The 20,643-nt window shown below is 64.8% G+C and carries 20 protein-coding genes; 10 read left to right on the top strand and 10 right to left on the bottom strand.

From position 1 onward, the window contains the following. Nucleotides 1-11: 11 nt before the first annotated feature. The 4 genes from LZ519_RS09645 (at nt 12) to LZ519_RS11680 (ending at nt 3,285) form a co-directional block, all read left to right on the top strand. Nucleotides 12-896: a 2-dehydro-3-deoxygalactonokinase gene (locus LZ519_RS09645; RefSeq protein WP_249868461.1), complete on the top strand. Its 885-nt coding sequence runs from the start codon at nt 12-14 to the stop codon at nt 894-896. Further along, on the top strand, nt 893-1,522 hold the full coding sequence (locus LZ519_RS09640; protein ID WP_249868460.1) for a 2-dehydro-3-deoxy-6-phosphogalactonate aldolase: 630 nt from the start codon (nt 893-895) through the stop codon (nt 1,520-1,522). Before LZ519_RS09645 ends, LZ519_RS09640 begins: the two co-directional genes overlap by 4 nt. Then, nucleotides 1,519-2,448, top strand: a complete 930-nt coding sequence (locus LZ519_RS09635; RefSeq protein ID WP_249868459.1) for a Gfo/Idh/MocA family protein — start codon at nt 1,519-1,521, stop codon at nt 2,446-2,448. Before LZ519_RS09640 ends, LZ519_RS09635 begins: the two co-directional genes overlap by 4 nt. 78 nt (nt 2,449-2,526) lie before the next feature. Next, entirely contained in the window at nt 2,527-3,285 is a 759-nt protein-coding gene (locus LZ519_RS11680; protein WP_249868458.1) for a Crp/Fnr family transcriptional regulator, read from the top strand. On the opposite strand, the gene pyrC is transcribed toward LZ519_RS11680, so the two are convergent. Continuing rightward, the gene (gene pyrC, locus LZ519_RS09625; RefSeq protein ID WP_249868914.1) at nt 3,286-4,314 is read right to left on the bottom strand and encodes a dihydroorotase; all 1,029 of its coding nucleotides are present in this window, start codon (nt 4,312-4,314) and stop codon (nt 3,286-3,288) included. A 28-nt stretch (nt 4,315-4,342) separates the two neighbouring features. Here pyrC and ygfZ point away from each other — a divergent pair, with 28 nt between their 5' ends. Continuing rightward, a complete protein-coding gene (ygfZ, locus tag LZ519_RS09620; protein WP_249868457.1) occupies nt 4,343-5,053 on the top strand; it encodes a CAF17-like 4Fe-4S cluster assembly/insertion protein YgfZ in 711 nt (236 codons plus the stop codon). On the opposite strand, the gene LZ519_RS09615 is transcribed toward ygfZ, so the two are convergent. The 5 genes from LZ519_RS09615 to LZ519_RS09595 form a co-directional block, all read right to left on the bottom strand. Continuing rightward, nucleotides 5,035-5,652, bottom strand: a complete 618-nt coding sequence (locus tag LZ519_RS09615) for a cyclase family protein (RefSeq protein WP_249868456.1) — start codon at nt 5,650-5,652, stop codon at nt 5,035-5,037. The genes ygfZ and LZ519_RS09615 overlap by 19 nt on opposite strands. 11 nt (nt 5,653-5,663) lie before the next feature. Further along, a complete protein-coding gene (locus tag LZ519_RS09610) occupies nt 5,664-5,936 on the bottom strand; it encodes a CBU_0592 family membrane protein (protein ID WP_249868455.1) in 273 nt (90 codons plus the stop codon). After that, nucleotides 5,933-6,292, bottom strand: coding sequence for a GFA family protein (locus tag LZ519_RS09605; protein ID WP_249868454.1), 360 nt, complete (start codon nt 6,290-6,292; stop codon nt 5,933-5,935). Before LZ519_RS09605 ends, LZ519_RS09610 begins: the two co-directional genes overlap by 4 nt. After that, nucleotides 6,289-8,967, bottom strand: coding sequence for an aconitate hydratase AcnA (gene acnA / locus LZ519_RS09600; RefSeq protein ID WP_249868453.1), 2,679 nt, complete (start codon nt 8,965-8,967; stop codon nt 6,289-6,291). Before acnA ends, LZ519_RS09605 begins: the two co-directional genes overlap by 4 nt. Before the next feature lie 87 nt (nt 8,968-9,054). Beyond that, nucleotides 9,055-10,374, bottom strand: a complete 1,320-nt coding sequence (locus LZ519_RS09595) for an NRAMP family divalent metal transporter (RefSeq protein ID WP_249868452.1) — start codon at nt 10,372-10,374, stop codon at nt 9,055-9,057. A 162-nt stretch (nt 10,375-10,536) separates the two neighbouring features. On the opposite strand from LZ519_RS09595, the gene LZ519_RS09590 reads away from it, so the two are divergent. Next, nucleotides 10,537-10,725: a hypothetical protein gene (locus LZ519_RS09590; RefSeq protein WP_249868451.1), complete on the top strand. Its 189-nt coding sequence runs from the start codon at nt 10,537-10,539 to the stop codon at nt 10,723-10,725. Here the strand turns inward: LZ519_RS09590 and LZ519_RS09585 are convergent. After that, nucleotides 10,722-11,720: a magnesium transporter CorA family protein gene (locus LZ519_RS09585; protein ID WP_249868450.1), complete on the bottom strand. Its 999-nt coding sequence runs from the start codon at nt 11,718-11,720 to the stop codon at nt 10,722-10,724. The two genes, LZ519_RS09590 and LZ519_RS09585, sit on opposite strands and share 4 nt — an antisense overlap. Before the next feature lie 43 nt (nt 11,721-11,763). Between LZ519_RS09585 and LZ519_RS09580 the strand changes: the two genes are divergently transcribed. From LZ519_RS09580 to acs, 4 genes are read left to right on the top strand one after another with little or no spacing between them, the layout of a single operon-like run. Further along, the gene (locus tag LZ519_RS09580) at nt 11,764-12,348 is read left to right on the top strand and encodes a DUF2585 family protein (protein WP_249868449.1); all 585 of its coding nucleotides are present in this window, start codon (nt 11,764-11,766) and stop codon (nt 12,346-12,348) included. 15 nt (nt 12,349-12,363) lie between these two features. After that, nucleotides 12,364-12,816: a MaoC family dehydratase gene (locus LZ519_RS09575; protein WP_249868448.1), complete on the top strand. Its 453-nt coding sequence runs from the start codon at nt 12,364-12,366 to the stop codon at nt 12,814-12,816. Further along, nucleotides 12,813-13,664 (top strand): HpcH/HpaI aldolase/citrate lyase family protein, encoded by an 852-nt coding sequence (locus LZ519_RS09570; RefSeq protein ID WP_249868447.1) that lies wholly within the window; start codon nt 12,813-12,815, stop codon nt 13,662-13,664. The genes LZ519_RS09575 and LZ519_RS09570 overlap by 4 nt, the downstream gene beginning before the upstream one ends. Further along, nucleotides 13,657-15,579, top strand: a complete 1,923-nt coding sequence (gene acs / locus LZ519_RS09565) for an acetate--CoA ligase (protein WP_249868446.1) — start codon at nt 13,657-13,659, stop codon at nt 15,577-15,579. The genes LZ519_RS09570 and acs overlap by 8 nt, the downstream gene beginning before the upstream one ends. Nucleotide 15,580: 1 nt before the next feature. On the opposite strand, the gene LZ519_RS09560 is transcribed toward acs, so the two are convergent. The 3 genes from LZ519_RS09560 to LZ519_RS09550 are packed head-to-tail and all read right to left on the bottom strand — an operon-like array spanning nt 15,581 to nt 20,643. Next, the gene (locus LZ519_RS09560; protein ID WP_249868445.1) at nt 15,581-16,006 is read right to left on the bottom strand and encodes a hypothetical protein; all 426 of its coding nucleotides are present in this window, start codon (nt 16,004-16,006) and stop codon (nt 15,581-15,583) included. A 36-nt stretch (nt 16,007-16,042) separates the two neighbouring features. After that, a complete protein-coding gene (locus tag LZ519_RS09555; RefSeq protein ID WP_249868444.1) occupies nt 16,043-17,458 on the bottom strand; it encodes an efflux transporter outer membrane subunit in 1,416 nt (471 codons plus the stop codon). Further along, nucleotides 17,455-20,643, bottom strand: coding sequence for an efflux RND transporter permease subunit (locus tag LZ519_RS09550; RefSeq protein ID WP_249868443.1), 3,189 nt, complete (start codon nt 20,641-20,643; stop codon nt 17,455-17,457). The genes LZ519_RS09555 and LZ519_RS09550 overlap by 4 nt, the downstream gene beginning before the upstream one ends.

Raw genomic sequence — 20,643 nt, 5'->3', positions numbered from 1 at the left:
TATGAGGGCAAATGAAGCGCTGGGCAGATGGTTTCATCGCAGTCGATTGGGGGACCACCAATCGCCGTGCCTATTTGATCGAAAAGGGCGGGCAAAGTTCCGCCGAGTTCGAGGACGGCAAGGGCATATTGTCCGTCGGACGCGGCGAGTTCGAAGCCGCGATCGCGGAGATTCGAGAGAGGCTTGGCGAGTGGCCGATGCTGCTTGCCGGGATGGTCGGCTCCAACCGCGGCTGGGTCGAGGCGCCCTATGTTCCCTGTCCGGCGAGCGGCGAAGACCTGGCGCGCGCGCTGGTGCGGATCGGTGACGATGTGGCGATTGTTCCCGGAGTATCGCTTGGCGACGGCCGCCCGGACGTGATGCGCGGGGAGGAAGTGCAGCTTGTCGGCGCAATCGCCTCCGGACAGATTCCGCGCGATTGCCTCGTCTGCCACCCGGGCACGCACAACAAATGGGTGCGCGTCCGCAATGGCCGCATCGAAAGCTTCCGAACGGTGATGACCGGCGAGCTATTCAGCATGCTGAAAAAGCGGAGCATCCTGTCGGACCTCCTCGCCCGCCGGGTTACTCCCCGCGAGGCTTTTAGAGAGGGAGTCGCCCGAGGCCTGTCGGGCGCGGGCATAACGTCGCAGCTATTCGAAGTGCGGGCCGGCTTCCTTCTCGGCCAGATCGATCCCGCCGACGGCGCATCCAGGGTCAGCGGCCTGTTGATCGGCGAAGACATTCGCGTGGGGCTCGCCGAGAAGCCGGGCGCGCGAGTCATCGTGATGGGGCGGCCGGAGCTTACGTCGCTTTACTCATCTGCCCTTGAAGTAGCCGGAATCGAGAGCGAGTCGCTCGACGGCGAAGGCGCATTCATTGCCGGCGCGCGCAACATCGTGGAGCAAATTCAATGAACCCGAAGGAGCTGTTCCACGTCTATTTCGCCCAATGCCCGCTGGTCGCGATCATCCGCGGCGTGCGTCCCGACGAAGCGGAAGCGATCGGCCGAGCGCTTTACGAGGGCGGAATTCGGATCATCGAGGTGCCGCTGAACTCGCCGGATCCGATGGCCAGCATCCGGGCGATCGCCGAGTCGCTGGGCGACAACGCGCTCGTGGGCGCGGGCACCGTGCTCGACCCTTCCGACGTCCATCGAGTCGCCGAAGCGGGCGGGCAGATCATTGTTGCGCCGAACGCGAACCTCGACGTTATCCGCGCGACGGTCGATGCGGGGCTGATCTCATCTCCGGGATTCTTCACGCCGAGCGAAGCTTTCGCAGCGCTCGAAGCCGGCGCTCATGTGCTGAAGCTGTTCCCCGCCGAAGCGGCGTCGCCGAAGGTAATGAAGGCCATCCGCGCAGTCCTTCCAAAGGATGTAACCGTGATGGCGGTGGGCGGCATCACGCCGGACTCCATGGGGGCGTGGCGCGAAGGCGGCGCTGACGGCTTCGGCCTCGGCGGAGGCCTCTACAGGCCCGGGCAGTCGCCGGAGGATAGCCTCGCCAAGGCGCGCGCCTACGTCGAGGCTCTTGGGCAATGAGACCGATCCGGATCGCCATTATCGGTTATGGCAAGATCGCCGCCGACCAGCACGAGCCGTCGATCCGCGGCAATCCGCGCCTCGAGCTCGCGGCAAGCTCGAGCCGCTCGGGCAAAGGGCCGAAGCCCGCGTTCACCGACTGGCGAGAAATGCTCCGGTCGGTGGACGGGCTGGAAGCCGTGGCGATCACAACCCCGCCGAAGCCGCGCTACGAGATCGCTCGCGAGTGCCTTGCCGCAGGGCTCCACGTCCTCCTCGAAAAGCCGCCCTGCGCCACGCTGTCGGAGATCGAGGACCTAGCCTGCCTTGCCGACGCCCGGCAACGAACTTTGTTCGCGACCTGGCACGCCAGGCATAATGCCGCGGTTCCTGCAGCCGCGCAGGCGCTCGCCGGCCAGCAGATCGAATCGATGGAAATCAAGTGGCACGAGGACGTGCGCAAATGGCACCCCGGGCAGACCTGGATCTGGGACGCCGGGGGCTTCGGGGTCTTCGATCCGGGAATCAACGCCTTGTCGATCGCGACCGCCATCTTCCCGGGAAGCCTGTTCGTTGCCGGAGCCAAGCTAACCGTCCCCAAAGGCGCGCAGACGCCCATAGCGGCGGACATCGTGCTCGAGAGCGCGGAGAGCTGCGGCGATTTGGCTTGCAGCCTCGACTGGCGGCGGACCGAAGGCGAGGAATGGACGATCCGCACCCGTACCGCGACGGGGTCGGAAGTGCTCCTGACGGAAGGCGGAGCGCGGTTGTTCGTCGATGGAACCGAGCAGCCGGTGTCGGGGATTGGCGAATATCCCGACATCTACCGGCGCTTCGTCGAGCTCATCGACGAGCGCCGGAGCGATGTCGACGTTCGACCGCTTCGGCTCGTCGCCGATTGCCTGCTGGTCGGCACCAGCGAGACGGTCGAACCGATCGACGTCTAAACTGCGTTACGGCTTGGGAACAAATCGCCCCCGCCGCGACTCTCTGTGCACTGGAGTGTGCGACCAATGAACCCAACAGTGACCGACGAGCTGGACCGCCTGGACGAAGCCTTTGCGGGCAACCGGCTGCTGTCAACCTTCCCTGCCGAGGCAAGGGCGCTGATCGAGCCGGCGGGCGAGCTGGTCGAGCTGCAGCTCGGCGCAACCGTCCACAAGCGCGGGTCCGACGTAGAATCCACCTATTTTCCCTTCGGCCCGGCGATGATTTCACTAGTCGTCGACATGGCGAAGGGCCGGTCGATCGAGGTTGCATCGATTGGACATGAAGGCGCAGTCGGCGGGATCGTCAGCTGCGGTCACGCGCCCGCTTTCACCCGCTCCGAGGTGCTCGTCCCCGGCCGCGCCCTGCGCGTCGAAATGAAGGCGCTCGAGGACGCCAAAATGCGGTCCGGGCATATCCGTAACCTCTTCTGCCGCTTTTCCGATTACCTCCTTTCGCAGGTGATGCAGTCGGTTGCGTGCAACGCCTTCCATCCTATCGAGCAGCGCGCCGCGCGCTGGCTGCTGACCGCCCAAGACCGCGCAGGAAGCCGGATCGAGCTGACTCAGGAGGCGCTGGCGGGCCTGCTCGGAGTGCAGCGGACGACCGTCAACGCGGTGGTGCGCGTGCTTCAGGACGAAGGGCTGATCGGATCGCGCCGAGGCGCAATCCAGATTCTCGATACCGTCGGTCTGAAGCGGCGCGCCTGTGAATGCTACCAGGCAATCGAAAGCCATTTCGCCGACATCATCGGGACCAGCGGGAGCGGCCGTCCGCCGGCGAGCGACTGCCTCTGATCAGTCGGCGAGACTCCAGCCAAGTTCGCTTCCGGCAAGGAACGGCACCAGCTCGATGGTGCCGAGGCCGAGCGAGTCCGGAACCTCGGTTTCATTCTTTTCCAGGGTCACGGTCCCTTCGTTGAGCGGCAACCCGTAGAAGTTCGCGCCATGCACCGAGGCAAAGCCTTCGAGCCGGTCGAGCGCTCCCTCTTCGTCGAACACCGTTGCATAGGCTTCGAGGGCGTAGGGCGCGTTGAAGATTCCCGCGCAGCCGCAGGCCGATTCCTTCGCCTTTCGCGAGTGAGGCGCGCTGTCGGTGCCGAGGAAGAATTTGGGCGAACCCGAGGTCGCCGCCCTGCGGATCGCCAGCCGGTGCTTCTCCCGCTTCGCGACCGGAAGGCAGTAAAAGTGCGGCCTCAAGCCGCGATCGAACATGGCGTTGCGGCTGATCATCAGGTGATGCGGAGTGATCGTCGCAGCCAGGTTCGGCCCTGCCGTTTCGACGAAATCGGCGGCCTGCTCCGTGGTGATATGCTCAAGCACGATCTTCAGCTCCGGAAGGTCGCGCATCAGCGGGCCGAGAATGCGGTCGATGAACGCAGCTTCGCGATCGAAGACGTCGACTTCCGGATCGGTGACTTCGCCGTGGATGCACAGCACCATCCCCGTGCGCTGCATCCGCTCGAGCGCCGGGTAGATGTTGCGGACGTCCGTAACTCCGAAGGTGGAGTTGGTGGTGGCGTTGGCTGGATAGAGCTTTGCCGCGACCCACACGTCGTCGTCGAATCCGTGAGCGAGGACGTCGGGGTCCGTCTCGTCGGTCAAATAGCAGGTCATCAGCGGCCGGAAGTCACGCCCGGTCGACTCCCAGATACGCTCCCGATAGGCGGCGGCGGGGCCGATCGCAGTCAGCGGCGGGACGAGATTTGGCATCACGATCGCTCGGGCGAACTGCCGGGCGGTGAACGGGGCGACGAGCTTCAGCATCTCGCCGTCGCGCAAATGGACGTGCCAGTCGTCGGGGCGGCGGATCGTCAGCGTTTGCATTGCCACGGCGGCTCCTTAACTGAGGGGCATGGCCGCGACCACCCTAACCGACCGCGCTATCGTCCGACTTTCGGGCGAAGACGTCCGTGGCTTCCTCCAGGGGCTCGTCACCAACGACGTTGCGGGCGAGCTGCCTGTCTGGGCGGGACTCCTGACTCCGCAGGGGAAGTGCCTCTTCGACTTTCTTGTGTGGAGCGACGGCGAGGACCTGCTCCTCGATTGCGAAGCCGAAGCAACGGATGACCTCATTAAGCGGCTCTCAATCTACCGGCTGCGGCGAAAGATCGACATTGCGCGAGATCCTTCGCTCACGATTCACTGGTCGAGCGGCGGCGAGGAAGGCGTTTCCGACCCGCGGCTGGCAGAGCTCGGGCGCCGCTGGATTGAGCTCCCAGGCGACGCTGCGAAGGGCTGGCTCGAACACCGGCTCCGCCTCGGCGTCTGCGAAGGCCGCGCTGAGCTCGGCGACCTGCTCTGGCTGCAATGCAACGCCGATGAGCTGAACGGAGTGAGCTTCACCAAGGGTTGCTACGTCGGCCAGGAAAATACGGCGCGGATGAACTGGCGGGCGAAAGTGAACCGGCGGCTGGTCGTTCTCGAGGGTGATGGAGACCGGCTCCGCGCGGCCTATCCGGAGATCGGCCTGGCCGTCGCGCATGTTCGGGTCGAGGCGATCCCCGACAATGCGATCATGCCCGATTGGCTGAAGGACGCCTTGGCTCAGCCGACGACCGCGTAGGCGCGCACCGGAAACGTCCCCATTCCCTTCACCTTCGGCGGCGCCGCGGTAAATCGAAATCCGCTGTCTGGCAGCCTGTCGAGCGCGGTCATGTGCTCGCACACGGGGATGTCGGCGCCGAGGAGCCGAGTGTGAACGGGCCGCGCGCGGACGTGCATGTTGTCGATGTTGCAACTGTCGATCCCGACCATCAGCGCGCCGTTTTCGGCTAGCCAGTCGGCGGCGGCGCCGGTCAGATAGGGATGCTCGCCGAAATAGCCTCCCGTGCGCCAATGCCGGTCCCAGCCGGTGTGGACGAGGACCGCCTTGCCGCGGACATCGAGCCCGGAGAAATCCGAAGCATCGGTCGCAAGGCCCTGCTCATAGGGGCGGCGAAGGACAATTCCCGGCATGTCCGCGATCGAGCCGAGCGGAAGCTCCGACAAATCCTTGCCGTCCGCATAGCGGTGGAACGGGCTGTCGACGTAAGTGCCGGTGTTGGCGACCATGTCGATCCGGCCGATCTGGAACGTGGAGCCGTCGTCGTAGCTGGCGGCCGTTCCTTCGCGGGTCCAGAAGTCGCACATGACTGGCCCGGGCAGGCCCTTGTACGTGGTCATGCCCCCCTCGATCACGTGGCTGAGGTCGACGAGCTCCGCTTTTTCCAAATGCGCCAAAGTGCAAATCCCCCGATGAGCAGCCACAAGACGTTGAGCGCGGCTGACGGAATGGCTCCGTGCCACCAGCCGTTGACGACGAATCCCGCCGCTCCGAACACATTCATCCACTGATACACGGGCGACTGGCCGGTGAGGCGTCCCATCGACAGCAACAGATAAGCGACGAGGATCAATGCGGCGCCGGCCCAACCGGCGGCCTCGACTGCAAACTCTGTCGCCGTCACCAGCTCGCCCCGTCGACTTCTCGGACAGGCAGGTCCTCAAGCTCGGACGGATCGAGCAAGTTGGCATTGACGCCCATGCGCTCGTACGGCGGTTCGCCGAGCGGCTCCCAGTGAGTCGGCACTCCGCAATTCCGGCACCGCATGATGCGGATCATCGGCTCGGGAATGTCGGTCCTGACGTAGGAATCGAACTCGCCTTCGATCTCCAGCTCATCGGACGAAAAGTAGATGCCCCGCCATCTAGTCTTGGCGCACAAGCTGCAGTTGCACTGGACGAGCTCGACGGGAGCGCGGGGGAGCGTGATCCTCACCGCCCCGCAATGGCAGCGGGCGGTCAGGTCCGGGGTGCCGCTCACGCGGCCGCCAGCCTCCTCAGCACGTAATGGAGGATCCCGCCCGCCTTGAAATATTCGAGTTCGTTATAGGTATCGATCCGGCAACGGGCGGTGAAGCTGGTCTCGCGGCCATCGTCGTGGTGGACCTTGACCTCGACCTCCTGGCGCGGCTTGAGTTCCGGTATCCCGTCGATGCTGTATTTCTCCAGGCCGGTGAGGCCGAGGGTGTCGGCGCCCTCGCCTTCCATGAACTGGAGCGGGAGAACGCCCATGCCCACCAGGTTCGAGCGGTGGATTCGCTCGAAGCTCTCGGCGATCACCGCACGGACGCCCAGCAGTACGGTGCCCTTGGCCGCCCAGTCGCGCGAGCTTCCAGTGCCATATTCCTTGCCGGCGATGACGACGAGCGGGCGCTCGTCCTGCTTGTAGAGCATCGCCGCGTCGTAGATCGGGAGCACTTCGCCGGTCGGCGCGTAGCGGGTGAAGCCGCCCTCGACATTGTCGAGCATCTTGTTGCGGATCCGGATGTTGGCGAAGGTGCCGCGCATCATCACTTCATGGTTTCCGCGCCGCGATCCGTAACTGTTGAACTGGCCCCGGGCGACGTCGCGATTGAGGAGGTAGCGGCCCGCCGGGCTGTCCGGCTTGATCGCTCCGGCCGGCGAGATGTGGTCGGTAGTGATCGAATCGCCGAAGATCGCCAGAGGCCGAGCCCGCGCGATGTCCTGCGGCGATACGGCCTGCATCGTCATCCCGGTGAAATAGGGCGGGTTCTGGATGTAGGTGGATTCCGGCGGCCAGGCGTAGGTATCGCCGCCGGTGATCTCGATGGCACGCCAGCGGTCGTCCCCGCGATAGACGTCGGCATAGCGCTTGCGGAACATGCTCGAATGGACATGGGCGTCGATCAGCGTCCTGATCTCTTCATTCGAAGGCCAGATGTCCTTGAGATAGACAGGCTCGCCGCTGCTCGAGGTTCCAAGCGGCTCCTCGACCATGTCGGAGCGGACAGTGCCCTTGAGAGCATAGGCCACGACCAGCGGCGGCGAGGCGAGATAATTGGCGCGGCAGTCGGGCGAGACTCGCCCTTCGAAATTGCGGTTGCCGGACAGCACGCTGACGGCGACGAGGTCGTTTTCGTTCACCGCCTTGCTGATCGGTTCGGGAAGAGGGCCTGAGTTGCCGATGCAGGTCGTGCATCCGTAGCCGACCAGCTCGAATCCGAGCGCGTTGAGGTCCTTGGTCAGGCCGCTCTCATTGAGGTAGTCGGTGACTACCTGGCTCCCGGGAGCGAGGCTGGTTTTTACCCAGGGCTTCACCGTCAGGCCCTTGGCATGCGCCTTTCGGGCGACGAGGCCGGCGGCGATCAGCACCGACGGGTTCGACGTGTTGGTGCAGCTGGTGATCGCCGCGATGACCACGTCACCATTGCCGAGATCGAAGTTCTCGCCCTCGACGGCGACGCGCGGATCGTTGTGCTTCTTGTAGGTCTTCTCCAGCTCCTCGTTGAACTGGTCGTCGAGCTTGCTCAGAAGCACCCGGTCCTGCGGCCGCTTGGGCCCGGCGAGCGACGGCTCGATCGAGCTCATGTCGAGCTCCAGAGTATCGGTGAAAAGCGGCTGCTCAGCACCTGAATCGTGCCACAGGCCCTGTGCCTGGCAATAAGCGCGAACCAGTTCGACCTGCTCCTCATCGCGGCCGGTTAGCCGGAGATAGTCGAGGGTTCGGTCGTCGATCGGGAAGAAGCCGCAGGTCGCTCCATATTCGGGCGCCATGTTGGCGATCGTCGCCCGGTCGGCGAGCGGAAGATTGTCGAGGCCGGGACCGTAGAATTCGACGAAGCGGCCGACGACGCCCTTCTGCCGGAGCATTTGGGTCACGGTCAGAACCAGGTCGGTCGCGGTGATTCCTTCGTTGAGCTGTCCGTCGAGCCGGAAGCCCACCACTTCGGGGATCAGCATGCTGACCGGCTGGCCGAGCATCGCCGCTTCGGCCTCGATCCCGCCGACTCCCCAGCCGAGGACGCCCAGCCCGTTGACCATCGTCGTGTGGCTGTCGGTCCCGACGAGAGTGTCGGGATAAGCGAGAGTCTCGCCGTCCGTCTCGGCGGTCCAGACGCACCGCGCGATATATTCCAGGTTCACCTGGTGGCAGATTCCGGTGCCCGGCGGGACGACCTGGAAATTGTCGAACGCGCGGCTTCCCCACTTGAGGAACTCGTAGCGCTCGGAATTGCGCTCATATTCGAACTCGACGTTGCGCTCGAACGCCTTGGGCGTGCCGAATTCGTCGACCATCACGCTGTGGTCGATGATCAGGTGAACCGGAACGAGCGGGTTGATCTTCTGCGGGTCGCCGCCGAGGCTCGTCATCGCGTCGCGCATCGCGGCAAGGTCGACTACCGCCGGAACGCCGGTGAAGTCCTGCATCAGCACTCGCGCCGGCCGGTACTGGATCTCGCGGCTGACCCGCCGCTCCTTAAGCCACTCGGCCATCGCCTGCAGGTCCTTTTCGGTGACGGTCTCGCCGTCTTCCGAGCGGAGCAGATTTTCGAGCAGCACCTTCATCGAGAAAGGCAGCCGCGCCAAATCGCCGAGCGTCTCGGCCGCCTTGGGCAGCGAATAATAAGCGTAGGTCTTCGAGCCGACGGTGAACGTCGAACGCGTGTTGAGGCTATCCTTGCCGGTCGGCGTCATTCTGTATCCCTGGCCTTTGTGCGGTGCCGCAGCGGAGCGACGACCAGCCCCTTAGCAACAGGGCAACGCACCGGCAAAGGCGAGGGTTCAGCCCACCACGAACATCGAAACGACTGCGACGGTCATCACCAGCGTCGCCGCCCACCCCAGGAGCCGTTGCCACGTCGTCGCGACGAACATGCCCATCTGTCGGTGGCGCCGAGCGACGACCATCATCGCGGCCATGATGGGCACGGCGATCACGCCGTTGATGACCGCCGACCAGAACAGCATCTTGATCGGGTCCAGCGGCGAAAAGAGCACGCCGAGAGCAACGAGCATGCCAAGGACGATGACCCCGTAGAAGGCCTTGGCCTCACCGGGCTTCTTCTCCAATCCTTTCTCCCAGCCGCCTGCATCGCACGCCGCATAGGCCGTCGAGCCCGCAAGGACCGGAACCGCGAGGAAGCCGGTGCCGATGATGCCGAGGCTGAACAGAAGGAATGCGAAATTGCCGGCCACTGGGCGGAGCGCTTCGGCCGCCTGCGCCGAGGTTTGGATATCGGTCACTCCATGTTGGTGCAAAGTGACTGCCGTGGTGAGGATGATGAAAAAGGCGATGAGGTTCGAAATGGCCATCCCGGTGAACGTATCGATGCCCATCCGCCGAAGCTGTAGCCGGGCCGCCTTGGGGTTCATCTCCTTGAGGTTCGGCTGGTCCTTATACTCCATCTCCTCGACCTCCTCGGCGGTCTGCCAGAAGAAGAGGTAGGGGCTGATCGTCGTGCCGAAGATGGCGACGATCATGGTCACCCAGGTGGCAGAAAATTGCGCGTCGGGCCGGACCATGTGGCTCGCCACCTGCCCCCAGTCGACGTCCACGGCGAAGACCACGGCGACATAAGCGAACAGAACGAGCGTCAGCCACTTCAGATACTTCACGTAGCGGTGGTACGGAACGAACACCTGCAGGGCGAGCGAGATAAGCGCTGCGACGACGGTGAAAATCTGTGAGCCCGAGCCAACGAGAAGCTCTGCAGCGGCGCCCATTGCGGCAATGTCGGCGCCTATGTTGATCGTGTTTGCGACGAACAATGCAGCGACGAGGCCCGCCACCGCCGGTCGAGGGAAAACCGCCTGGAGGTTCGCTGCCAGGCCTTTGCCGGTGACCCGTCCGATCCGCGCGCTGATCACCTGGATCGCGACCATCAGCGGATAGGTGAACACCACGGTCCACAGCATGTTGAGACCGTATTGAGCACCGGCCTGTGAATAGGTGGCGATTCCGCTCGGATCGTCGTCTGCGGCGCCGGTGATCAGCCCGGGGCCAAGCCGGCCGAAGCCGAGCTGGATCTTGCGCCTGGCGTGAGTCGCCGCAGCATCGAGGCTGCGCGGGGTTTCATCCGCTCGTTGCTGGTCTTCGGCCACTCAAGCCTCCTCGGGTGCGATGTGTCGAAACGGCTGTTTCCGATTACGGTTGCGTTCGGACGCTCCCGCTTCGGGACAGGGTGAACGGACCGGACTCCATTTACCTGGCGTTTGTGCCTAGGTTGGTGGTCACGCCATTAACGACGCGGAAAGGAGGGTTTGGTGGTCCACGACGCTGAGTATTTCCGAAAGCGCGCTGCTGAAGCCCGGGCCGCGGCCTTCCGTCGCGACGGAGGCGAGGACGGCGAGATCGCGGGGCAGCTCGCACTGGCCTATTCGGCACTCGCCCGGAGGCAGAACAAGCAACTCGCCGAGAGCGAGCCGACGATCCCTGTGGACGTCGAAGCCTAAATCCACCCGCGCCGCTTCAGGTACCAGATCGGAAGCACGGCCGCGGCGACGATCAGCACGATCGCGGCCGGATAGCCGAATCTCCAGCTTAGCTCCGGCATGTAGTGGAAGTTCATTCCGTAGATCCCGGCGATGAGCGTCGGCGGGAGGAACACCAGCGCCGCCCAAGAAAACAGCTTCATCGCCGCATTCTGCTCGATGCTGATCAGGCCGACGGCTGCATCTAGAAGGAAGTAGAGGTGGTTGGCGAGGAAGATGCTGTGGTCGCCGAGCGAGTTTGTATCCGCCGCCAGGCTCTCCACATGCTCTCTTGCATCGGCACATTTGCGTGATCTCAACCGCCCGCTCCCGCTCAGGAAGCTGAGCAACCGGCTTGTGCTCGTCTCGGTCTCGCGAATTTTCGCCAGGAGCATCTGCGTCCGCCCGATACGCGTCAGCAATGCGGTCAGCCGCTCGGCAGGAATCCGCCGCGCATCGACGGTGGGCGAGAAGATGTGGCTCGAGACTTTCTCGATCTCGGCGCCCACACGTTCGAGCTCGTCGGCGAGCCGGTCGATGATCGCGTCGAGCAGGCCGCACAGGGTCGTCACCGCATCCGCAGCAAGCTCCGGCTCCCGCCGCACATGGTCGGCGAACGACCGGACCGGCTTTGGAGTCACGTACCGCACGGTGACCAGCCGGTCGGCCGTCAGCACGAAGCCGATCGGCGAGCTTGCCGGCGTTCCGTCTTCAACCCCGTGGAGGGTACTGAGAGTGAGATAGAGGATACCGTTGCGCTGGTAGAGGCGGCTCGACGGCTCGATCTCCGCCATCTCCTCCGGAGTCGGAACCGCCATTTCCAGGCAGCGCTCGACAAGAAGCTCTTCCTTGCGAGTGGGCTCCTCGAGGTCGATCCAGGTCGCTCGAAGAGGGATCTTCTCGCGAGCCGCGTCGAGCAGCTGGCCGGTGCAGCCGGGACCGTAAACGCGCAACATCGCGCGGAGTGATCGTCTCAACTTCTGCGCTTTGCAAGCGCCGCCGCTCTGCTACCCCTTGGCGATGACCCGACAGACGCGCGCCGCGCTTGCCGCAATCCTGATCTTCGCCGGCGCCGCTGCGATCCTGTTCGCGATGAACCGGCCGCCGATCTGCACGTGCGGCGAGATCGCGCTGTGGGGGCCGGTCGGCCCGACCCAGAGCCAGATGCTCGCCGACTGGTACAGCTTCAGCCATGTCGTCCACGGCCTGATTTTCTATGCTTTGCTGTGGCTGGTAGCGCGCCGGACTCCGGTCGAATGGCGCTTCCTTCTGGCGATGCTGGTCGAGTCCTCGTGGGAAATCCTCGAAAACACGCCGATGGTGATCGACCGCTACCGGACGGCGACTGCGGCGCTCGGCTATGCCGGCGATTCCATCATCAATTCCCTGAGCGACATCGCGATGATGGCGATCGGCTTCCTTGCAGCCCGGAAGCTCCCCCTCTGGGGAGCGATCCTGCTATTCATAGCACTGGAGCTCATCCCGCTCGTCGTGATCCGCGACAATCTGTTCCTCAACATCTGGATGCTTCTCGCGCCCAACGACGAGCTCCGCACCTGGCAGTCGGCGGCAGCGCTTGCCGCTTGGCATTTGGCCGGGCGCTAGCCTAGACCCGCGCGCATGGCTGGACGCTATTTCGACGAATGGAAGGTCGGCGACCGTGTCGCCCACGCGATCACCCGGACGGTTACCGAGACGGACAATGTCCTGATTTCCACGCTCACCCATAACCCGCAGCCGATGCACCTCGACCACGACGTCGCGTCGCAATCGGAATTCGGAATGCCGCTGGTCAATTCGGTCTTTACCTTCGGGCTGATGATCGGGGTCAGCGTCGCCGACACGACGATGGGGACCTTGGTCGCGAACCTGGGCTACGACAGCCTGAAGTTCCCCAATCCCGTTTTCATCGGCGACACTTTGCGGAGCGAGACCGAATGCATCGCCGCCCGGCCGAGCAAGTCGCGGCCGAATGCGGGGATCGTCACCTGGGCGCACCGGAGCTTCAACCAGCGCGGCGATCTGGTCTGCGAGTGCACGCGCACCGCGCTGCTTCTCAAGAAACCGCAATGAAGCGCGAGCCGAGAAGCTGGCTGTTCGTTCCCGCGGACAGCGAGAAGAAGATTGCGAAAGCGATCGAATCCGACGCTGACGCGATCATTTTCGACCTCGAGGACAGCGTCGTTGCTTCGCGCAAGGCGGCGGCCCGCGAGATCCTCAAGGGGCTGGGCGGCCGAACCGGCGGACCCGACTGGTGGGTTAGGATCAACCCACTCGGCTCCGAGCACCACAAGCACGATCTCGAGGTTCTGGGCATCGCTGACATTGCCGGAATCGTCCTTCCCAAGGCGGAGAGCGGCGCCGACATCGTTCAACTCGCCCACCGCACCGGCAACATCCCGATCCACGCGATCGTCACGGAGACGCCAGCGAGCCTGTTCAACCTCCTGTCCTACCGCGAGCCCAGGACGGCGCTGGTGGCGATGAGCTGGGGCGCGGAGGATTTGGGCGCAGCGCTCGGAGCGTCGAGCAAATATGAGGAGGGAGGCGAGCTTGCCTTCACCTACAAGCTTGCCCGGTCGCTCTGCCTTGCCGGCGCCGTCGCGGCCGGAGTCCAGCCGGTCGACGGCGTCTTCGCCGACTTCCGCGATTCCGCCGGCTTGAAGCGCGAAGCCGAAGCCGCTCGCCGCGAAGGCTTCACCGGCAAGCTCGCGATCCACCCCGCCCAGGTGCCGATCATCAACGCCGCATTCAGCCCGTCCAAGGACGAGGTTGCGCACGCGGAAGCTGTCATCGCCGCTTTCGAGGCCGAACCGGAAGCCGGCACGGTTTCCGTCGAAGGGCGAATGGTCGACCGGCCGCATCTCGAACAGGCGAAGCGCGTTCTCCACAGGGCCCGTGGAGTCGCCAACGATGTCTGAAGCCGTCCATCCGGTACCCGAAGACTTCCAGGCGAAGATCGGTCCGGATGAGCTGGCGAGGATGCGCGAGGAGGTGGAGGCCGATCCTCACCGATTCTGGCTGGAGCAGGCGAAGCGGCTCGACTGGTACGAGTTTCCGACGCAGGCCGGAGACTGGTCGTTCGACGAGGACGATTTTCACATCAACTGGTACGCGGACGGAAGGCTCAACCTGTCGGTCAATTGCCTCGACCGTCACCTCGCGAAGGACGGCGAGCGGACCGCGTTGATCTTCGAGCCGGACGAGCCCGGCGAAGGCCGCCGCTGGACCTATCGCGAGCTGTACGAGGAGACGTGCCGCTTCGCGAACCTGCTCAAGTCGCGCGGCATCCGGCGCGGCGACAGGGTGATGATCTACATGCCGATGATCCCGGAAGCGGCGGCGGCGATGCTCGCCTGCGCGCGGATCGGAGCGATCCATTCGGTGGTGTTCGGCGGCTTCTCGCCCGAGAGCCTTCACGGGCGAATCGTCGACTGCGATGCCTGCGCCGTCATCACCGCGGATGAAGGCGTTCGCGGAGGCAAGCCAATCCCGCTGAAGCGCAACGTCGATACCGCGCTCGAGCGGCGGGACGTCGCTACCGTGATCGTCGTCACTCGCACCGGCGCCGACATTCCGATGAAGGCGGGGCGCGACATCAGCTACTCGGCGGTCCGCGAAGAGCTCGCCACGGAGTGCGAGCCCGAGGCCATGGGCGCCGAGGACCCGTTGTTTATCCTCTACACCTCAGGCTCGACGGGCCAGCCCAAGGGCGTGGTGCACACGACCGGCGGTTATGCGGTGTGGGCCGCAACCACGTTCGAATGGGTATTCGATTATCGGCGCGAGGACATCTTCTGGTGCACCGCCGACATCGGCTGGATCACCGGCCACAGCTACGTCGTCTACGGGCCGCTCGCCTGCGGAGCGACGAGCGTCATGTTCGACGGAGTGCCCAACTACCCGGACTTCGGCCGGTTCTGGGAGACGGTGGACCGGCTCGGAGTGACCATCTTCTACACTGCACCAACTGCCATCCGCGCGCTGATGCGGGAAGGCGACGATCCGGTGAAGGCATACAGCCGCAAGTCCATCCGGCTGCTTGGAAGCGTCGGCGAGCCGATCAACCCCGAAGCCTGGGAATGGTACTGGCGAGTCGTCGGCGACGGCCGCTGCCCGGTGGTCGATACCTGGTGGCAGACCGAAAACGGCGGCATCCTGATATCGCCTTTCCCCGGCGCAACCCCGATGAAGCCGGGCTCCGCGACCAAACCGCTACCCGGTATCCGCCCGGTTCTCGTCGATCCCGAGCAAAAGATCCTCGAAGGTGCGGCGAGCGGGAATCTGTGCCTTGCATCGGCCTGGCCCGGGCTGATGCGGACCGTCTGGGGCGATCACGAGCGGTTTTTCCAGACCTATTTCAGCACCTACACCGGCCTCTATTTCACCGGCGACGGCTGCCGCCGCGACGAGGACGGCTATTACTGGATCACCGGGCGGGTGGACGACGTGATCAACGTGTCCGGCCACCGCATCGGAACCGCCGAAGTCGAAAGCTCGCTGGTTTCTCACCCCAAGGTCGCCGAGGCCGCGGTCGTCGCCTACCCGCACGAGATCAAGGGGCAGGCGATCTATGCGTTCGTGACGCTCAACGCCGGCGAGGAAGGCGACGACGCGCTCCGCAAGGAGCTCAACCAGGAAGTTCGCAAGGACATCGGTGCGCTCGCTGCGCCGGAGAAAATCCACTTCACTCCCGCGCTTCCCAAGACCCGCTCCGGCAAGATAATGCGACGCATCCTGCGCAAGATCGCCGAAGGGGAGACCGGCAATTTGGGCGACACGTCGACCCTTGCCGATCCTGGCGTGGTCGACGCCCTGGTGGCCGGCAGGCAGTAGCCTATTTGATGTTCTGGACGATCGCGTTCTGCGTGTCGCTGATCTTCTTGAGCAGGTTCGACAGCGTCGTCATCATTTTCGACATCCGGTCCATCGCCATCTGAAGCCGAAGCGATTCGGTCTCGCCCATCTCCGACATGGAATCGAGCTCGGTCCGCATTTGGTCGATCGACGCGTCGAGCTCCGCCTTGGTCGGCTGCCCATCCGCCGGCGCGTAGGTCGCCTGCACCTTCAGGGCGCTGTCGAGAACGGCGCGGGCCTCGGCGACAGTTCGCTGCTTAGGGCTCATCTGCGCCACCTGGAGGTTTCGGTGGGCCACCGCCGGAGCGGCCGGCCGAATGACGGGCTGAACCTGCGTGATCTGGAGCGCGAGCAGTGCTGCAATCATCAGGAATTCCTCCCGGTCGAAGTCCCAGCGCGCGAGCAATCTAGCATGCCGCCGAAATGGCCGGAAGGACGCGGGCTATCGGCCTTGGGCGGGCAACTCTGCAGCTACGGGTGCCAAACGGGTGAAATCGTCGCCGCCCAGCGCCTGGTAGAGATCCACCAGGTTGCGAGCCTCGGCGAGCCTGGTCGCGACCAGCTGCTGCTCGGCCGAATAAGAGGCGCGCTGGGCGACGAGAGTCGCCAGGAAGTTGTCGATTCCGGCTCGATAGCGAGCTTCGCTGAGGCGCAAATTGTCCGCCGCTGCGGCGGCCTGCCGCTGCTGCGCCGCCAGCTCGTCGCCCATCGTGCCGCGCCGCGCGAGCGCGTCGGCAACCTCGCGAAACGCGGTCTGGACCGCCTTCTGGTAATTGGCGACCGCGGCGGCCCGCTCCGCCTCGGTGAGGCGCACGTTCGCGCGTCCGGCGCCAGCGTTGAATATGGAGTAGGTCGCGTCGGCGCCGGCGGTCCAGGCGAAGGCTCCGCCGGTGAACAGGCTGGTCAGCGCGCTGCTGGCGACGCCGAGAAGGCCGGTCAGGCTGATCTGCGGGAACAGGGCCGCGCGGGCGGCGCCGATCTGGGCATTGGCTGCCCGAAGCTGATATTCGGCCTCGAGCACATCCGGTCGGCGTAGCAGGACCGTGGAGCTGAGCCCGGCCGGCAGCGGAGCGATCGTCGGCGCCGCTTCCGCTATCGATCGGGGCAGCAGCTTCGGATCGATCGGCCCGCCGACCAGAAGCTGAAGCGCGTTGACGTCCTGCGCGAGCGCCGTCGTCTGCCGGGCAACGTCGGATTCGGCGCCGGCGAGGATGCCCTCGGCCTGGCTGAGGTCGGTCCGGGGCGCGATTCCGCCTTCGAGCCGTGCCCGGGTGAGCTTGACGCTGGTCGCTGCGCTTCGCGCCGTCTCCTGTGCGATTCCGAGCAGGCTCGAATCCGCGGCGTGGACCAGCCAGGCGTCGGCGATGCTCGCAACCAGTGCCAGCCGCGTGGCCCGCGCGCCGGCCTCGGTCGCGAAATAACGTTGGAGCTGCGCATGGCTCAGCGACCTGATGCGCCCGAACAGGTCGATCTCGAAATTCGGCACACCGACGCCTGCCAAATAGCTCGCGCCGACATCGCTGCCCTCCCCGCTCACGCTCGTTCCGGCGCGAGCGTTCACTTGCGGCAGGCGGTTGGCGCGCTGGATATGATATTGCTCACGGGCGGCTGCTACGTTCGCTGCCGCGGCCATCAGGTCTCGGTTGTTCGCGAGCGCTTCGGCGATCAGCGTCTGCAGCCGGGCGTCGCGAAAGATGTCCCTGTACGTCACCGCCGGAAGCGGGGCCTCGCTTTGCGCGAGATAGGCATCGCCGGCGGGCCAGGACGCGGGCACCGACGGCGATGGCTGCACGTAGGGCGGCTCGAGCGACATGCAGCCGCTCGCGAGCAACGCGAGCGCTCCGGTAAGCCGTCTCATGCCCGCTCCTCCCGCCGCCGCGTCCAACGTTCGCGGATGATCGTGACGCCGTCGCGAACGCCGCGCCTGACCAGGACGTAGAAGAGCGGGATGTAGAAGACCGCGAGGATCGTTGCGGTCAGCATTCCGCCGATCACTGCGGTCCCGATCGCGATCCGCCCGTTGGCCCCGGGCCCGGTCGAGACCGCAAGCGGGAAGACGCCGAAAATGAAGGCGAAGCTGGTCATCAGGATCGGGCGAAGCCGGATCTTGGCAGCTTCGATCGCCGCCTCGATGATGCGTTTCCCGTCCCTTTCCGCGCGCTCCGCGAATTCGTTCATCAGGATCGCATTCTTCGACGTCAGGCCCATGGTCGTCAGAAGGCCGATCTGCAGGAACACGTCGTTCTGAAGGCCGCGAAGCGTGACCGCCAGGATCGCCCCGACAAGGCCGAGCGGAACCACCAGCAGCACGGCCAGCGGGATCGACCAGCTTTCGTACAGCGCGGCGAGGCACAGGAAGATGACCACCAGCGAAATGCCGTAAAGGATGGGCGCCTGTCCCGACGCGAGCCGCTCCTGGTAGGACTGGCCGGACCAGGCGACGCTCACGCCCGGGATCGCATCGGCGAGCTTCTCCATTGCCGACATCGCATCGCCGCTGCTGATGCCTTCCTTGCCCTGGCCGGAGAATTCGAACGACGAATAGCCATTGAACCTGGAAAGCGCCGTCGGAGTCGTCGTCCACTGGCTGCCGGAGAAAGACGAGAAGGGCACCATGTCACCCTGGTTGTTGCGAACGAACCAACGGTCGATGTCCGATGGTGAGGCGCGATATTGGGCATCGCCCTGCACGTAGACCCGTTTCACTCGCCCGCGGTCGATGAAGTCGTTGACGTAGCGGCCGCCCCAGGCGGTCGAGATCGTGCTGTTCACGTCGCTCGTGGCGAGGCCGAACGAGGCGAGCTTGTCCTGGTCGATGTCGACCTTGAGGCTGGCGACGTCGGGATTTTCGCTTAGCCGGACCTGCTCCAGCACCGGGTTCGCCATCGCCTGGGCAAGAAGCCGGTCACGCGCGGCAGCGAACTCTTCGCGCGAAAGGCCGCCGCTGTTCTGAAGCTCCATCGTGAAGCCGGCTGACTGGCCGAGGCCGCGGATCGCGGGAGGAACGAGCGCAAATACCTGCGCGTCGCGGATCTTGCCGAACTCCTTCGACGCTCGCTGGACGATCGCCTTGGCGCTGTTTTCGCTACCGGTGCGCTCGTCGAACGGCGCCAGGTTCATGTACATCCGGCCGGAATTCTGGCCGGTCGCGCCGCCTCCCCCGCCGACGACGCTGAAGAACGCATGGACGTTCTTGGCGTCCGGCCCCTTAAGGAAATAATCCTCCACCCGGTTCTGGACGACGCTGGTGCGGTCGATGGTTGCTCCCGCGGGCAGCTGGTACTGCACCATGGCGCCACCCTGGTCCTCCTGCGGAAGGAAGCCGGTGGGAAGCCGAAGGAACAGGACGGTCAGAAGCAGGCAGGTGACTGCGTAGATTCCGAGGAACAGCCACTTGCGCTCAACGACTTTGCCGACGTTGGCGACGTACCAGTCGATGAGCGCCTGGAAGCGCGTGTTGAAGCTGACGCGCGCCCGCTCGATTGCGTGGGCGGCCGCCGGCGCACGGCGGCCCACCCACGTCTCCTCCACCGTCGCTTGCTTCCGGCGGAGAAGATTCGCCGCGATGGACGGGCTGAGGGTCAACGCGACGAATACGGACAGCGCCATCGCCGAGACGATGGTCGCCGAGAACTGGCGGTAGATCACTCCCGTCGAACCGCCGAAGAAGATCATCGGCAGGAAGACCGCCGACAGCACCAGCGCGATGGCAATCAGCGCCATCTGGATCTGCGCCATGGACTGCGCGGTGGCTTCCTTGACGGTCAGTTCTGGTCGCTCGTGCAGTAGACGCTCGACGTTTTCGACGACCACGATCGCATCGTCGACGAGCAACCCGACGGCGAGCACCAGGCCGAACAGGGTCAAGGTGTTGATCGAGAAGCCCAGCACATAGAGCACTGCGAATGTGCCCATCAGCACCACCGGAATCGCGATTCCGGGAACCAGCGTCGCACGCCAGCTCTGCAGGAAGACGAACATCACGAGGATGACGAGGGCCATCGCCTCGGCGAGGGTCTTCACGACTTCGTAGATCGACAGCTTGATGAAGTCGGAGGAGTCGTTCGCGTAGGTGAACTCGTATCCCGCAGGCATGCGCGCAGCGGCCGCTTCCACCTTCGCCTTGACCAGCTCCGCAGTCGTCAGCGCGTTGGCGCCCGGCTCCAGGAAGATACCGATTCCGGCACCGGGATAGCCGTTGACGTGGATGATCGTGCCATAGCTTTCGGCGCCGAGCTCGACGCGCGCGACCTGGGCCAGCTGAACGCGCGCGCCGGTCGAGTCCGACTTGACGATGATCTTGCTGAACTGTTCGGGAGTCTCGAGCCGCGACTGCGCCGTGACGGTCGCGTTGAGCATCTGACCTTCGGGCGACGGCGCGCCGCCGATCTCGCCTGCCGCGACATCGACATTCTGGTTCTGGATCGCCGAAACGACGTCCGCCGGCATCAGCTGGAAGCTTGCAAGCTTGTGCGGGTCCAGCCAGATCCGCATCGCATATTTGGCGCCGAAGACGTTGACGTCGCCGACGCCCGGAGTGCGCGACAAATCGTCCTGCAGATTGTCGGCCAGCCAGTCGGAAACGTCGACGTTGCTGCTCTTTCCGCTGCGGTCATAGACGGCGACGATCATCAGGAAGTCCGGCGACCCCTTCGAAACCCGGACGCCCTGCTGCTGCACCTGTTGCGGAAGGCGCGAGATCGCGGCCTGGATCTTGTTCTGGACCTGGACCTGCGCGATGTCGGCGTTGACGCCCTTGTCGAACACCGCAGTGACGCTTGCCGCGCCCCGCGAGCTCGACGAGCTGTTGAAATAGAGCAGCCCCTCGAGACCGGTCAGCTCCTGCTCCAGCACCTGGGTGACGCTGTTCTCAAGCGTTTCCGCCGAAGCTCCCGGATAATTGGTCCGGATCGAAATCTGGGTCGGGGCCACATCGGGATATTGCGCGATCGGAAGGCTGACGATCGCGCCGATACCCATCAGCACAATGATGATCGCTATGACCCAGGCGAAGATCGGCCGCTCGATGAAAAGCCGAGACAC

The sequence above is a fragment of the Sphingomonas anseongensis genome (genome assembly GCF_023516495.1).
Taxonomy (GTDB): Bacteria; Pseudomonadota; Alphaproteobacteria; order Sphingomonadales; family Sphingomonadaceae; genus Sphingomicrobium; species Sphingomicrobium anseongensis.
This window is presented reverse-complemented; position numbering and strand designations above follow the sequence as displayed.